The 14,214-nt window shown below is 69.0% G+C and carries 14 protein-coding genes and 2 pseudogenes; 7 read left to right on the plus strand and 9 right to left on the minus strand.

Going from position 1 to position 14,214, the window contains the following annotated elements:
• Nucleotides 1-268: 268 nt before the first annotated feature.
• A pseudogene (locus tag ACVCAG_RS36070) lies at nucleotides 269-940 on the plus strand (IS630 family transposase); the annotation flags it as partial.
• Nucleotides 941-972: 32 nt separating this feature from the next.
• Here the strand turns inward: ACVCAG_RS36070 and ACVCAG_RS36075 are convergent.
• The 4 genes and pseudogenes from ACVCAG_RS36075 to ACVCAG_RS36090 form a co-directional block, all read right to left on the minus strand.
• A pseudogene (locus ACVCAG_RS36075) lies at nucleotides 973-1,844 on the minus strand (IS3 family transposase).
• Nucleotides 1,845-2,372: 528 nt separating this feature from the next.
• Nucleotides 2,373-2,690: a hypothetical protein gene (locus ACVCAG_RS36080; protein ID WP_440089154.1), complete on the minus strand. Its 318-nt coding sequence runs from the start codon at nucleotides 2,688-2,690 to the stop codon at nucleotides 2,373-2,375.
• Between the two features lie 366 nt (nucleotides 2,691-3,056).
• Complete coding sequence (locus tag ACVCAG_RS36085; RefSeq protein WP_447191205.1) at nucleotides 3,057-3,443, minus strand: hypothetical protein; 387 nt, start codon at nucleotides 3,441-3,443, stop codon at nucleotides 3,057-3,059.
• A complete protein-coding gene (locus tag ACVCAG_RS36090; RefSeq protein ID WP_440089155.1) occupies nucleotides 3,427-3,765 on the minus strand; it encodes a hypothetical protein in 339 nt (112 codons plus the stop codon). The genes ACVCAG_RS36085 and ACVCAG_RS36090 overlap by 17 nt, the downstream gene beginning before the upstream one ends.
• Nucleotides 3,766-3,880: 115 nt before the next feature.
• On the opposite strand from ACVCAG_RS36090, the gene ACVCAG_RS36095 reads away from it, so the two are divergent.
• From ACVCAG_RS36095 to ACVCAG_RS36120, 6 genes are all read left to right on the plus strand, one after another.
• Nucleotides 3,881-4,153, plus strand: a complete 273-nt coding sequence (locus ACVCAG_RS36095) for a hypothetical protein (RefSeq protein ID WP_440089157.1) — start codon at nucleotides 3,881-3,883, stop codon at nucleotides 4,151-4,153.
• Between the two features lie 268 nt (nucleotides 4,154-4,421).
• Nucleotides 4,422-4,583: a hypothetical protein gene (locus ACVCAG_RS36100; RefSeq protein WP_440089159.1), complete on the plus strand. Its 162-nt coding sequence runs from the start codon at nucleotides 4,422-4,424 to the stop codon at nucleotides 4,581-4,583.
• An 88-nt stretch (nucleotides 4,584-4,671) separates the two neighbouring features.
• The gene (locus ACVCAG_RS36105; protein ID WP_440089160.1) at nucleotides 4,672-6,399 is read left to right on the plus strand and encodes a pentapeptide repeat-containing protein; all 1,728 of its coding nucleotides are present in this window, start codon (nucleotides 4,672-4,674) and stop codon (nucleotides 6,397-6,399) included.
• Between the two features lie 587 nt (nucleotides 6,400-6,986).
• On the plus strand, nucleotides 6,987-7,346 hold the full coding sequence (locus ACVCAG_RS36110; protein ID WP_440089162.1) for a hypothetical protein: 360 nt from the start codon (nucleotides 6,987-6,989) through the stop codon (nucleotides 7,344-7,346).
• Nucleotides 7,343-7,801, plus strand: coding sequence for a hypothetical protein (locus ACVCAG_RS36115; protein WP_440089164.1), 459 nt, complete (start codon nucleotides 7,343-7,345; stop codon nucleotides 7,799-7,801). Before ACVCAG_RS36110 ends, ACVCAG_RS36115 begins: the two co-directional genes overlap by 4 nt.
• A gap of 14 nt (nucleotides 7,802-7,815) precedes the next feature.
• Nucleotides 7,816-8,415: a hypothetical protein gene (locus tag ACVCAG_RS36120; RefSeq protein WP_440089166.1), complete on the plus strand. Its 600-nt coding sequence runs from the start codon at nucleotides 7,816-7,818 to the stop codon at nucleotides 8,413-8,415.
• Here the strand turns inward: ACVCAG_RS36120 and ACVCAG_RS36125 are convergent.
• The 5 genes from ACVCAG_RS36125 to ACVCAG_RS36145 all read right to left on the minus strand — a co-directional run bounded on the left by ACVCAG_RS36125 (nucleotide 8,412) and on the right by ACVCAG_RS36145 (nucleotide 14,119).
• Nucleotides 8,412-10,169, minus strand: coding sequence for an ABC transporter transmembrane domain-containing protein (locus ACVCAG_RS36125; RefSeq protein ID WP_440089167.1), 1,758 nt, complete (start codon nucleotides 10,167-10,169; stop codon nucleotides 8,412-8,414). The two genes, ACVCAG_RS36120 and ACVCAG_RS36125, sit on opposite strands and share 4 nt — an antisense overlap.
• Complete coding sequence (locus ACVCAG_RS36130) at nucleotides 10,166-11,899, minus strand: ABC transporter transmembrane domain-containing protein (protein WP_440089168.1); 1,734 nt, start codon at nucleotides 11,897-11,899, stop codon at nucleotides 10,166-10,168. The genes ACVCAG_RS36125 and ACVCAG_RS36130 overlap by 4 nt, the downstream gene beginning before the upstream one ends.
• A gap of 309 nt (nucleotides 11,900-12,208) precedes the next feature.
• Nucleotides 12,209-13,321, minus strand: coding sequence for a serine hydrolase domain-containing protein (locus ACVCAG_RS36135; protein ID WP_447191206.1), 1,113 nt, complete (start codon nucleotides 13,319-13,321; stop codon nucleotides 12,209-12,211).
• A 79-nt stretch (nucleotides 13,322-13,400) separates the two neighbouring features.
• Nucleotides 13,401-13,886: a Clp protease N-terminal domain-containing protein gene (locus ACVCAG_RS36140; RefSeq protein WP_440089171.1), complete on the minus strand. Its 486-nt coding sequence runs from the start codon at nucleotides 13,884-13,886 to the stop codon at nucleotides 13,401-13,403.
• Nucleotides 13,883-14,119: a hypothetical protein gene (locus ACVCAG_RS36145; RefSeq protein WP_440089172.1), complete on the minus strand. Its 237-nt coding sequence runs from the start codon at nucleotides 14,117-14,119 to the stop codon at nucleotides 13,883-13,885. Before ACVCAG_RS36145 ends, ACVCAG_RS36140 begins: the two co-directional genes overlap by 4 nt.
• Between the last annotated feature and the right edge of the window lie 95 nt (nucleotides 14,120-14,214).

Consider the following 14,214-nt stretch of genomic DNA (forward strand, 5'->3'; position numbering starts at 1 on the left):
GCCGCTCTCCGGTCTCGCGACTCCGCCCGACGCACCAACTCGGCACGCTCGTCCTCAGACAGCGAGATCACCACGGCAGAAGGTCCAGGATGCGACACTCGGAAATGGTAGCAACTTACCCTCTGAATTTGCGGCGCATCATACTAGTGCTGTGACCGGAAACCTTCACCGGTCTCGCGTGTAGCCGCTGGCGTCGGTTGGATGTGTCCTACACGTCCGACTGACGCGAGGAGGCGCGGTGGGAGAACCGGTCAGAGTACGAAGACTGATGGACGCCGAAGGTCAGAAGCTGCAGCAGATCGTCCGCCGGGGCAGCACCAGTTCGGTCCGGTATCGGCGGGCGATGATCCTGCTGGCCTCGGCCGGGGGTAACACCGTCCCGGTGATCGCCCGGTTAGTGGCCGCCGATGAGGACACCGTCCGCGAGGTGATTCACCGGTTCAACGAGATCGGGCTGGCCTGCCTGGACCCTCGGTGGGCGGGAGGCCGTCCCCGCCTGCTGAGTGATGACGAGGAAGCCCTCGTCATCCAGATGGCCACCACCCGCCCGGCCAAGCTCGGGCAGCCCTTCACCCGCTGGTCGATCCGCAAACTGGCCGCCTACCTGCAACGCCTGCCCGGCCGGCCGCTCCTCATCGGCCGGGAGACCTTACGCACCCTGCTCACCCGCCAGGGGATCACCTTCCAGCGCACCAAGACCTGGAAGGAATCCCCCGACCCCGACTTCGACGCCAAGCTGGACCGGATCGAGTACGCCCTGACCCAGCGGCCGGAACGGACTTTCGCCTTCGACGAGTTCGGACCGCTGGGCATCCGCCCCACCTCCGGATCAGGGTGGGCCAGGCAAGGGCGCCCCGACCGGCTGCCGGCCACCTACCACCGCACCCATGGCGTCACCTACTTCCACAGCTGCTATTCGGTCGGCGATGACCTGATGTACCCCGAGTTCGGTGGAGTCGGCTTGGTTGACTCTCATGCCAACTGGACGTTCGGATAGAGCATCTCGTACTCGATGGGGGTGAGCATCCCCAGGGCACTGTGTCGTCGTTGCCGGTTGTGGAAGATCTCCAGGTACTCGAAGATCGCATTCGCCAGTTCGATGCGGGTCTTCCACCGTTTGCGGTTGAGCAGTTCAGTCTGCATCCGCCCCCAGAACGACTCGATGACCGCGTTATCGAAACAGTCACCGATCGAGCCCATGGACGGCACCAGGCCAGAGGCCTTGGCGCGCTGGGTGAAGGCCCAGGAGGTGAATTGCACCCCGTGATCGGAGTGGATCAGCGTTCCAGGAGGCGGTGTGCGGTTGTGGATGGCCATGCCGAGCGCGTTGGTGACCAGCGTCGCGGTCTGGCCGGCATCGATGGACCAGCCCACCACCCGGCGAGAGTAGACGTCCTCTGGCGACGCAGCAGTAGACCTTGCCCTCGCGGGTGGGGTGCTCGGTGATGTCGGTGACCCACAGCTCGTTGGGTGCGCCCCGGGTAAACCGGCGGTCGACCAGATCCGCGGCGGTGGGTGTCTGATGAACAGGCCGGCGACGCTTGTTGCCGGGCAGGCCTTTGATGCCGGCGCGGTGCATCAGCTCTCAACAGCTCGGCGGCGCGCCTGGTTACGGCCAGCTCGGTCTCCAGCTCGGCGATCCGGCGCCGGGCCGCGACCAGCTCGGTGTGGTCCGAGGAGGTGATGCCGGGTTTCTGACCGGTGTCGATCAGCTCCTGCTCGCGCCAGTTGTAGATCGTCTGGTCGCTGATCTGTAGATCGAAGGCCACTTGGCGGACGGTCCGGCCGGCCTTCAGCAGGTCCAGGACCTTGCGGCGGAACTCAGGGGGATATCTCTTCGACATGCCGACCTCTCGAAGGGGGCAGAGGCATGTAGTCAATCAAAACGACTCCACGAAAGCCGGAGTACATCAAAGCCTCCAGCAATCCCGGCGCGGTTCACGGTCCACGTCCCGCGAGCGCCTGCTGCGGGTGGTGGCCACGCTGGGAGACGCGGACATCGCTACGGTGCGGGATCTCCGCGAGCGGCTACGGACGCTTCCGCCGCCCATCGACGTCCACGGCCGAGGCGCCACCGCGTGATCAACCCCAGCTTCCGCGCCAGAGATGCCACCGGAATACGGCGGAAACGGGCCGCGTCCTCTGGAGACCGCAGGTCAGGCGGTAGGTGCGGAAGCCGGGGTTTCGGATGTGGATAGCCGTGCCTGGCATGGGACCGGGTTGACTTCCGCAGCGGCTCTACTGCGCTGACCTGGTTAGACGCCGTCCCAGGAACCGGACAGAACCCTGGTGCGGCCGTCAGGCCGTCCTTAGAACGTAAAGGTAATTCTGATCAGAGCCGTTGGGCGACCTCAGGTCAGAACCCTATCTACCTATATCCAATGCAGGTCGTTCATGTTGTTACTGGGGTTGTAGGTGCAGTAATAGTCGCGCCAGGGGTAGGTGATTTGCCACTGAACCTCGCTGACCTGGCAGGTCTTGCAGTTGGTCCAACTTTCGACCCACCTGCTGCCGGGACGTGCGGACGTCGGAAAGTTGCAGGTGTTGGCCATGGTCGACGCTGATCCCTGTCCAGCGTTGATGCTGGTAGAGCCCGCTTGCGCTGGCGTGTTCAGCGCGCTCAGGCCCAGCGACAGGATGACGCTTGCACTGGCAAGTGCGATTGCCCGGGCGAAGCTACTTTTCGTCATGAATATCCCTATCTGTACTTGATGTGGACGATTCGGACTCCAGGAGGAGTATCGACGATTTTTTCTGGTCATCCAGCGGACCGCCGTTCTGGCAGCCGGATTTAACTACGACCAGTCGCATAGTCCGACATCGCTCATTCAAGATCAGAGATCAAGGTCTCGGCAACCTATAAGGTTCCAGGGTCGCAGAGGCAGAGCCTCAGCATGGTCGCGTTGACGGCCGTCACGTTCAGGGGCGATGGTCCCCGGACCCGGACATAAACGGTCCAGGTCGGCATTCTCCACGCCGTGGACAAGCAGCAGACACCCGTCGGGCAGGGGTGCCACCGGAGCCGGAGCTGATCACAAGCCGTCCCCCGGAGGGCGTCACCCCTCGTAAAGGGCCACCCCGCGTGGTAGCCGCGACCCCGGGAGACGTTCCAACCCTCCGGAGTTTGCCCTTCCGAGAGTCAGCGATTCGTCCCGGGGTCGCGGGGCGGGGTCTGGCAGACCCTGGTGACCGACCATGTTGGGTGTGAGTTGGTCGGCCGCGGGGCGGGGAAGGATCTGCCAGAGCTCAAGTTCGACGAACTGCATGTCGCGACGCAGTTCGTCGGTGGTTTTCGCTTCGAGGATGCGGACCTGGCGGTGGTCGCGGCATTCCCAGGCGGTGAAGCGTTGCCGCCATGGCCGCCACATGACCAGCCAGCCGGGCGCGGACTCCTGGAGGTACTCGGCTTCGGCGACCGCCTCCGGGTCATACCGGGGCGACATCGACGTTTTCCAGCATCACGTCGGCCAGCAGCGGAACCCCACTGAGCACCAGTTCCTCGATGGGGAGGGCGCGCAGCTCGTGGTAGCGGGCCGCGAGGCGTCGCGCCGCCGTCGCCACGTTGTCGGCATACGTCCACAGCGGCTTCTCCCGCTCGCTGGCGGGGCGGGCGATCCTCCTGGCAACGCTCCTCGGCCAGCAGGACGCGCCGTACGCCACGCTGCTGGCAGACCCAGAGGCCTCCGCCCACGCCATGTACCAGCGGTGGGGATGGCAGGTGGTGGGCCCCGCCCAGCCCGCACCGGACGCCAGAACTAGCGACATCCTGGTGTTACCGTTCGACGCCAGATAGCTGAAGGTTCTCGCGCCGGATCGTAGCGAGACCTAAGCGCCGGCCGCCGTCTACCTTGCGGACTCCCACCACCACCTGGGAGTCCGCATGCTGTCGAACCTCTCCGCCTACCCCGACCGGTCGATGATCCTCTGGCCGATCTGGACACGCCAATACTCGCCCGCCGCCCGCCGGCGCCTGCGCCGCACCATCCTGCTCGCCAAGTCCACCGGCCTGGACGTCACCGTCGAGCACGACGGGGGGCGGCTGTTCCGGATGAACCTCCTCACCCTGACCGGCCCCTCCCAGGACATGCGGTGCTTCCGGAAGCGGATGCTCCGCATCCTGCGCTCTGTCGACCGGTCCGGGTGGAAGTGGTGAGCCAGAAGCGGTCCGGCGACCGCCGCACCCGCGCACTCCACGCCGCCGTCCGCGACGAGTTCCTCGACCTCTGGTACGACATGTATCGGGCCCGCGGCCACGCGCACCACGGCTGCTGGTCCGGAGAGTGCGAGTCGCTGGAGCGGCGGATCAAGGCCCTGACGCCGTTCGTCGGCCCGCCCGACTGGCGGGACATGCAGATCGAGGTGATGAGCAGGACATCTACCAGCGCTTCCACGCGGACATGGATTACAGCGTCGCCCCGAATATGGCCGTCGTTGCGGAGATGCGCGCCAGGCGTGAACAGACGATCGTCTCCCCGGCTCACCTGTTCCTGGGCGGCGGCGAGCTCGGCGAACAGCCACTGGTCGGCGCAGGCCGGGCCGCTCATGTCCATGAGCAGGTACACGACTCCTCCGCCGCCAACTAGCGAGGCGTTCCAGTACCGATGGGTCACACTCTGGCGTCAACCCTCCACAAGGCGCACAACCTCAGACGGATCCCACTGAAATGGAACAGTGCGGCGAATCAAGAGCATGTGGCGCTGGCTGGTGACGGCTGCCGTGGTGACGCTGGCGGTAATTTGGTGGATGATTCTCGGCATGCCGGGGCCCGAGTGGCTGCTCTGGACGGTCGTCGGCGTCTTCACCGCAATCACGACTGGGTTTGGCATGAGCGTCCTGCTGGGGCCGGTCGCGCGACGGATGGCCGGAGAGCCGCAGCCCTTCACCGCCCGCGATCGCAAGCGGCTGTCGGTAAAGGACCGAATCGACGTGGTCAACAACGCGCGGGCCACGCTGGTGCAAGCGGCGACCGGACTCGTGGTCGTCGGTGGACTGGTCTTCACTGGTGCAGGTCTCGTCTACACCGCCCGCACCTTGGACGTGTCCGCGCAAACATTGGACGCTACACGCGAGGGCCAGGTCGCTGACCGCTACACGAAAGCAGTTGAGCAACTCGGCTCGCCAAAGACCGACGTCAGGCTCGGTGGGATCTACGCTCTCCAGCGCCTAGCTTTGGACTCAACCCGCGACAAGCCAACCGTCATCGACGTTCTTATCGCCTACGTCCGGGTTCACGCACATCCTCCGAAATCTCAGATGGTCAAGGGCCAGGCTCTCGTGGACGTGGTCGCCGCAATTAACGTGATCACCCGTTTGGAGCCTAAACCTTCGAGACCATCCGCTTTCGATCTCATGGACGTCGATTTCCACGGCATGTACCTGCCCCGCGCGAACCTATTCGATGCGGACGTAAACCGCGCGACCCTGACTGACGCGACCATGACCGACGCGACTCTGACCAGCGCAAACCTGACCGACGCGGACCTAACTAGGACAGACCTGAACAACGCGATTTTGGCTGGCGCGACCCTGACCGACACGACCCTGACCGACGCGGACCTGAGTAATGTGGACCTGACCAGCGCGACCCTGACCAGGGCGACCCTAACCGGGGCAATTCTATCCGACGCGGATCTGACCGGCGCGACCCTGACCAGGGCGAAGCTGATCAACGCGCTCCTAGCCGATACAGACCTGACCGACACGACCCTAACCAAGGCAAGCCTCACCAAGGCGAACCTGACCAAGGCGAACCTCACCAGGGCGAATTTGGTCGGCGCGATCCTGACCGACGCGGACCTGGCCTACGCGATCCTGACCGACGCGGACCTAACCAAGGCGAACCTAACCAACGCGATCCTGACCGACGCGGACCTGAAAAGTGCGACCCTGACCAGGACAAACCTGACCGCGGCGGACTTGACTGACGCGACACTGACTGACGCACACCTAGTCAAGGTGGACCTGAGTAGAGCGACCTTGACCAGGGCGAACCTAGTGAAGGTGGATCTAACCAACGCACACCTAGCCTATGCGACCCTGAACAAAGCGAACCTAACCAACGCGACCCTGACCGACGCGGACCTGACCAGGGCGGACCTGACTGCTACGACCCTGACCAAGGTAATCCTGGCCGACGCGACCCTGACCGACGCGACCCTGGTCAGGGCGAACCTAACCGACTCGGACCTAACCAGGACGAACATCAGTGGTGCGGATCTAACCGATGCGCAATTGGCCAATGCGACCCTAAACAAGACGAACTTGAGCGGTGCAAACCTGACCAGGGTGAACCTGAAAGGCGCGGATCTGAAAGGCGCAGACTTAACCGAGATCATAGGGATGACTCCAGCGCAGATCAAAGCTGTAGCGATAACGGACGCAGCAACCAAGTTCAGCTGAGAGAGCACCGGGCGCTGTACCGCAGCGAGACGGGTTAGTTTCTGCTCTCTCGAATCGTACGACCCCGAAACGCCCCTGGAGGGAGCCCACCAAGGACTGACCGACCACAGGGCCCAAGCCCCGTGGACTGTTGTCCCGCCCCTCATAGAAGCTTCTAGCCGAGCTGGCATGCCGAGACATGTAGCACCCCGACCAGGTGCAGGCGCTCATCGAGCAGGAGCAGGGAACGTGCGCGAACCCGCGCCCCATCGAGGTGGCGGAGAGACTGGCGAGAGGTCTGCTGGAGAGCGGTAAGTCAAGGACTGGGTTACCCGTAGTAGCACCGCGCTCAGCGCGCTGACCGGGTTCCGGGGCGGGCCGCTGGCCGAGCATGAAGACATTCGGCACCTGACGAACCCGTCTGAAAACGACGCGCGCACGTCGCTGCTGCTTCTCCGGATCATCGAGGCTGGACGGGAACACTACACCCAGCACGCGGCGGACTACCGGCGCGTGTACGCCGAGATCAACGCCCCCAACCCGACGTGGAAGGTTGACGCCTCCGGCGAGGGCTGACGGTAGGAGCCCGCCCCGGCACCCTGTGCGGCATGGCGGCGGGCATCTTCGACATCGACATCGAGCAGGGCTCCGACTACGACAGGCTGTTGCAGCTCACCACGCAAGGGACGAACCCTCAGCCGCTCGTGCTGACCGGGTACTCCGCTCGCGCGCAAGTCCGGCCGAACCGGGGCCGCGACACCGTGGTCCTGTACGAACTGACCAGCGACGGCGGCGGCCTGGCCATCGACGGCCCGGCCGGGCACATCACCGTGACCATCCCCGGTGAGGACTCCTCGGCCTGGTTGTGGACCGAAGCGGTCTACGACCTGGAGATCGTCTCCCCTGACGGGAAGGTCACCCGGCTGCTGAAGGGCGCGTTCCGGGTGGACCCGGAGGTCACCCGGTGACCGGCCTGCCGCCGATCGACGTTATCGTCCAGCCGGGCGGTGGCATCGACGTCACCATCACCTCGCCTGGCGGCCACGTCGTGGTTGTTCAGCAGGCCGAGCCTGTCGCCGTCACCGTGGCCGTCCCTGGCATCCAGGGCGCGGCCGGGCCGCCCGGCGCCGCCGGAGCTCCCGGCGCGCAGGACCCCGCGGGGCCCGCCGGGGAGCCTGGCCCGGCAGGGGAGCCCGGGGAGCCGGGGCCGCCGGGCCCTGAGGGTGGCGCCGGCCAGTACGACCACACGATCGCCGCCCCGGCCTACGTGTGGGAGGTCACCCACAACCTCGGCCGCGAACCCCGCGTCACGACCTACACCGCCTCAGGAGAGCCCATCGAGGGCGATCCGTCGTACCCGACCCCCACCACCGTGCGCGTCACCTGGGCCGTCCCCATGGCCGGCCTGCTCCGCCTCACCTAACACGGGGAACTGCCATGCCGAACTGGTTTTCACAGCACAACAACAACCGCATCCCGGTCCTGGGACTCGTCCCGGAGTCCGGTGGCACCGAGCCCGCCACCCCAGCCCTCTTCCAGCTCTGGGGCGACACCGGCTCCGGCAAGATCAAGTGGCGCACCGCAGGCGGCGCGTGGTTCGCCCTGGACGACGTCGCGGACGGCAGCGTGACCGACGCGAAGATCAGCAGCGGCGCGAACATCGCCCTGTCGAAACTCGCGACGAACCCTCTGGCCCGCGCCAACCACACCGGCACGCAGCTCGCGAGCACCATCTCCGACTTCACCGCGCAGGTGCGGGCCAACCGGCTCGACCAGATGGCCGTGCCCGGCGCTGACGTCGCGCTGGCCGGGTACCGGCTCACAGGGCTCGGCGCGCCGTCCGGGCCGAACGACGCCGCCCGCCTGGCCGACATCCAGGTCGCCGCCGCCGGCATCTCCGTGAAACCCGCGGTGCGGGCGGCCACCGCCGCCAACATCACCCTGTCGGGCCTGCAGACGATCGACGGCATCACCCTCACCGCAGGGAACCGGGTCCTGGTGAAGAACCAGTCCACGCCCGCGCAGAACGGCCTCTAGCGCGACTCCCAGGCCTCCCAGAGACGGGCGTAGCGGCCCCCGGCGGCGACCAGCCGTTCGTGGGGCCCCTCCTCGACGATCCGCCCGTGTTCCAGGACGACGACACGATCGGCGGAGACGGCCTGGGTCAGCCGGTGCGCCACGACCAGGGTGGTCCTGCCGCGGGTGGCCGCGGCGGCCGAGTCCTCCAGCACGCGCGCGCCCATGCTGCCCGCCTCCGCGGTGGCCTCGTCCAGTACGGCGACGGCCGGGTCGGCCAGCACCAGGCGGGCCAGGGCGAGCTGCTGCGCCTGGGCGGGCGAGAGCTCGTGGCCCCCTTCCCCGACCACGGTGTCGAGGCCCTCGGGCAACGCCAGCACCCACGGCAGCGCCCCGACCACCTCCAGGGCCGAGGCGACCCGCTCGGCCGTCGCGCCGGGGCGGGCCAGGCGCAGGTCCTCGACGAGGGGCCCGGCGAAGACGTGGGTCTCCTGCGTGATGATCGCCACGTGTCCGCGCAGCCTCGTCGTGTCCAGCGAGGAGGGCGGGACCCCGCCGATCAGCACGCTGCCGCCGGTCGGGCGCAGTGACCCGGCCGCGACGGCGGCCAGGGTCGACTTGCCCGCGCCCGTCGAGCCGACCAGGGCCACCCGGGCCCCGGCGGGCACGCGAAGGGTGACGCCGTGCAGGACCTCGGCGGAGCCGTCGTAGCTGAAGCGCACGTCGACCAGGTCGAGTGAGGCGTCGGCCGGTGCCGGTCCCCCCTCGGGCTCGGGAGCGGACTCCAGGTGGGCGACGCCGACCAGCCTGGCCAGGCTCGCCCCGGCCGCCTGTACCTCGTCGAAGACGAACAGCAACATGCCGATCGGGTTGAACAGCCGGTGGAACAGCACCGCCGCGGCGGCGGCCTCGCCGACGGTGACGGCGCCCGCGCGGACCAGCAGGAAGCCGGCGACCAGGATGGTGGTCAGGCCGCAGAACTCGGCCCTGTTGACCCGTCCCACGAAACGGGTGAACAGGTCCAGCACCCCCACCGACACCTCCCTCGAGTCGCGCGAGGCGGTCTCGATGGCGCGCAGGTGACCTTCCTCCACGCGGTAGGCGTGCACCGTGCGCACACCCTGCATGCTCTCCACCAGCCGTTGCGACGAGCGCGCGACCGCGATGCGCTGTTTCGCGTAGTGAGGGGCGGCCCGGGGGAGATACCAGCGCAGCGCCAGCGCGTACAGCGGCACCGAGACGGCGCCGGCCAGGCCGAGCCGCCAGTCGAGGCCGACCATCGCGGCCAGGCTCAGCGTGCCGAGCAGGACCGAGGCGATCACGCCGGGGATGACGTCGGAGACGGCCTTGGTGACCTCGGCGGCGTCCGCGCTGACGCGCGACAGCAGGTCGCCCTTGCCCGCGCGTTCCAGTCTGGTGAGCGGGAGCGTGAGGGCGCGGGCGACCGTACGCTCGCGAAGGACGGCCAGGATCTGGCCGCCCAGCCTGGCCACCAGGTAGGACGTCAGCCCGGTGGCGGCACCGCCGGTGAGGGCCGACAGCGTGATGACCACGGCGATCGCGACGATCACCGCGGTGCCCGACTGCTCGCGCACCCGGTCGACGAGGACGCCCATCACGTACGCGGGGACGACCGACGCCGTCGCGCCGAGCACGCCCACGAGCAGCGTCACGACCACCGTGCCGCGGCGCTCGCGCAGCCGGGCGCGCAACCAGCGCCAGGTCTCACCGCCGCTCGCGACCGGCAGAAGGTCCTGTTCCCCCGCTGTGCTCATCGCTGCACCGCCCGCCTGTAGTCGTCGTCGGTGGCCCCCAGATCGGCGTGTGATCCCTCGGCGACCACCTTGCCGCCGTCCAGCACGAACACCCGGTCGGCGGCGGCGAGGAGGGCGGGGCTGCTGGTCACGACCAGGGTGGTGAAGGTGTCGCCGCCCCCGGGGTGGCGCAGGGAGCGCAGGCCACGGGCGATGCCCTGTTCGGTGACCGCGTCCACGGCCGTGGTCGGATCGTGCAGCACCAGGATCGGCGGGCGGGCCAGGAGCGCCCTGGCCAGGGCCACCCGCTGGCGCTGGCCGCCCGACAGGCTCGCGCCCCGCTCCACCACCTGATGTTCCAGGCCGTCGGGATGGGCGGCGACCACGTCGTCGGCCGCCGAGGCGGCCAGTACCGCCGCGAGTTCCTCCGGGCTCCCGGGCTCGCCGCCCACGGTCAGGTTGGTGGCGAGGGTGCCCTCGAACAGGTCGGTGTGGTGGGGTTCGACGAGGACCCGGCCGCCGATCCTCACGCTTCCGCCGTACTCGGCGGGGCTCACCCGCCCGGACAGCACCCGCACCAGCGCGTCGGCGTCGGCGGGGCGGTGGGCCATCACCCCGACGAACTCGCCGGGCCCGGCCACCAGGTCCACCCCCGCGAGCGCGTCGTAGCTCAGCCCGGAGACCTCCAGCCAGGGAAGCCCCCCGTCCACCGGGTCCGGCGGGCCCGCCGCGCCGGCGCCGCCGGGCCCGCCGGACGGAGGTCCGCCGGGCAGCAGTACCGGCGCGCCGGCCACGCGCGCCACCCGGTCGGCCGAGGCGCGCGCCTCGGCCACCCAGCCGGGCACCAGCGTCAGCGTGCCCACGGGTTCCATCAGGAACTGCGCCAGACCGATCACCGTCAGGAACTCGCCGGCGGAGATCCGGCCGCGCAACGCGAGCCACCCGGCGAGCACCGCGACCCCGCACGCCAGCAGCGCACCGCCCGCGCCGGAGACGGCCGCGTAGATTCCCTGGGTACGGCCGGCCCGCAGCGCGGCCGCCAGCGAGAGCCGGCTGACCCGCTCGTACCGCCGGGAGGCCGCCGCCTCGGCGCCGATGCCCCGCAGCGGCCGCACGCCGCTGACCAGGTCGGTCGCGAGCGACGCGGCCTGACCGGCCAGCTCCTGCTGGGCGGCGACGTGCCGGGTGATGTACGGCGTGCCGGCGTGCAACGCCAGCAGCGTCAACGGCGTGGCCACCAGGACGGCCACGCCGAGGGGCACGTCGATGAGCAGCAGCGTCACGGCGCACATCGCCGCCGCGACCAGCGCCCCGACCGCGCGTGGCAGATGGTCCAGGAGTTCGGAGGTGTTGCCGGCGTCGTTGGAGGAGATCGTCAGCAGCTCGCCCGCGCGCAGGCCGGTGTCCAGGCCACGCCGATCGATGATCTTGGCGGCGAGTTCCATGCGCAGCAGGTGGGCCTCGTGGGCGATGGCGCGCATGAGGGTCCGCGCGCCGTACCGGTAGGCCAGGGTCAGCGCGGTGAACAGCACGGCCAGCGCGGCCAGCCACCACAGCAGCGACCCGCCGTCGCCCGGGCCGATCGCGCGGTCGACGATCACACCGATGAGGATCGGCACGCTCGCCTCGCACACCTGGTGCAGGCTGAGCAGCAGGGTGCCCGCGCCCAGGCGTGCGGCGTTGCGTCTCATGGTCCTGCGCAGAACGTTCGCGCCGGTCATGCCCGCCTCTGTCGTGCGCGTTCCGGTCATGCCCGTCCCTGTCGTGCGCGTGCCCGTCCGGCCGGCGGCCACGCGAAACGGGCTCCGCCCGGACTCACGGTCACCACCCCCGCCGGTAGTTGTGCCGGAGAGGGAGGCCGCACCGCCAGGACATCGACGACCAGCGGCGACAGTGCGCAGGTGAGGGGGACATGGGGGCTCTTTCGGGCGGCTCTGGACGGGCTGGGCGGAGAGCTCGCCTGAAGTAGGTTAGCCTTTCCTAATCGACGAGAGACTAGCCGGATCCGATGAATTTCGACAAACCGGACGTCGCGCGCCGGCGGGCCCGTCGTCCCCCGGTCACCCGCCCGCGCCGCCCGGCGCTGGGACGGCCGTGCCGAAGGTCGTCTCGAAGAGCGTGGTGAAGGTCTCCTGGAAGTCGTTCCAGTCGCCGTTCAGATTGCTCACCAGCACGCGGGTGCCCTGGCGGTCGCCCATCGCGTACGACATCGAGCCCTGGATGAAGCCGCCGCCGCCCCAGAGAGTGACCCCGCACGGGAGCCTCTGGGAGTAGACGCCGAGGCCGTACCCGGTGTCCGGGACCCAGCCCGAGCCCTCCGTCGAGACGGTGGTGAACATCTCCTCCTGCTGGGCGGGCGGCAGGAGACGGCCGCCCAGCAGGGCGTTCAGGAACCGGTGCAGATCCGAGGTCGTCGAGATCATGCCGCCGGCGGCCCCGGCCCAGCTCACGTCCATCTCGGTCACGTCGTGGATCTCCGCGCCGGGGCCGCTCTCGCCCAGCTTGGAGTAGTGGCGCGCGTGCGGGTCGCGGACCGTCCCCTCGGTGCCGGGGAGGTAGGTTCCCGTCAGGTTGAGCGGGCGGGCGAGACGGTGCTCGATCTCCTCCGCGAGGGTCGTGCCCGTCGCGAGCTCGACGATCATTCCCGCGAGAGTGTAGTTCACCTTGGAGTAGATGAAGCGCTTCCCCGCCTCCTCCGGCCGCGGGGGCTCCTGGCCGAGGACGGCGTCGGGGAGCCCGCCGGTGTGGTTGAGCAGCCGCCTGACGGTGATCCCGGTGCCGTCCGCGCCGAGGTGTTCCTCCACCACGCCGGGCAGCCACTTCGCCACCGTGTCGTCCAGGGTCAGCTTTCCCTCGGCCACCAGCTGCAGGACCACCGTGCCGGTGAACATCTTGGTGAGGCTTCCGATGCGGAAGTGCTCACCCGGCCGGCGCTCGCGGCCGGTCGTCATGTCGGTCACCCCCGCCGTGCCGAACCACGGCGCCGAGCGGGCGTCCCTGAACTCGGCGACGACGCCGGGGCCGCCGCCGTCGGCCACGACCCGGTCGAGCGCACGCCGGAGCCCGGCGTGGCCCCGGTCGCGGGCGGCCGCGGGGGCGGGGGTCATCATGGCGGCCCCTCCCACCGCCAGGGCGGCGGCGAGCAGGCTCGCGCGGGCATGGAACATCGACATCTTGCCTCCTGAGGCATGGAAGAAGAACCGGGGGCCGAGGGGAGGGGCACGGCATGCCGGAAGGGGACCGCCGTGGTCGTTATTCGAGGTCGCCGTTCGCGACGGCGGTGTGGACGCGGGCCAGCAGGTCGGCGCGGTCGACGCCGGCCAGGGCCAGCGCGCGTGGCACCGTGCCGACCTCGGCCTGCAGGATCCCGAGCAGCACGTGCGCCGGTCGCAGGTCCTTCTTGCGGGAGACCGAGGCGAAGCTTCGCTCAAGGGCGAGCCTGCCCGTCGCGCCCATGGTGGGCGGGCGCTTGAGCACGGTGCTCGGCGCCGGGAGGTCGAAGGCGGCGGGGGAGACCCCGACCGTGCTCAGGCTGTGCTCGAACTCCCGGTCGAGAGCGGCCAGGACCGCCTGGTGGTCGAGGCCGACGGAGGCCAGGACACGCTGGGGGGCGGTGCCTCTTTGGGCCGCGACGGCGAGCAGGAGGTGGTGCGCCTCGACCGTGGCCGATCCGTGCCGCTGCGCCTCGACCGCCCCCTCCGTGAGGACCGTGTGGAGGTATCTGTCGAACGTGTTCATGGTGAACGTCTCCTCAGCGTGACGCCCGCGGCGATGAGCCGCCGGGCGTGCTTCCGGTGGACCGCCTGGCGGGTCACGCCGAGCGCCTCGGCGACCTGCGGCCAGCTCCAGCCCTCGCGCATCGCCCGCTCGACGGCGGCGTCCTCCAGCTGGTCGGCCAGGCGCCGAAGCGCCACCACGGCCGCCAGAGCGTCGGCTGGGTCCTGGGGGGCGGGGATGTCGTTCGCGGGCATGTAAGCAACATTAATTGACTAATCCGATGTTAGTCAACATGAGTTGCTTAGGGGGGAGTGCGGGCGACACCCGCTCTGCCCGGGTTCCTCGGTTT

The sequence above is a fragment of the Streptosporangium sp. G12 genome, assembly GCF_052983175.1.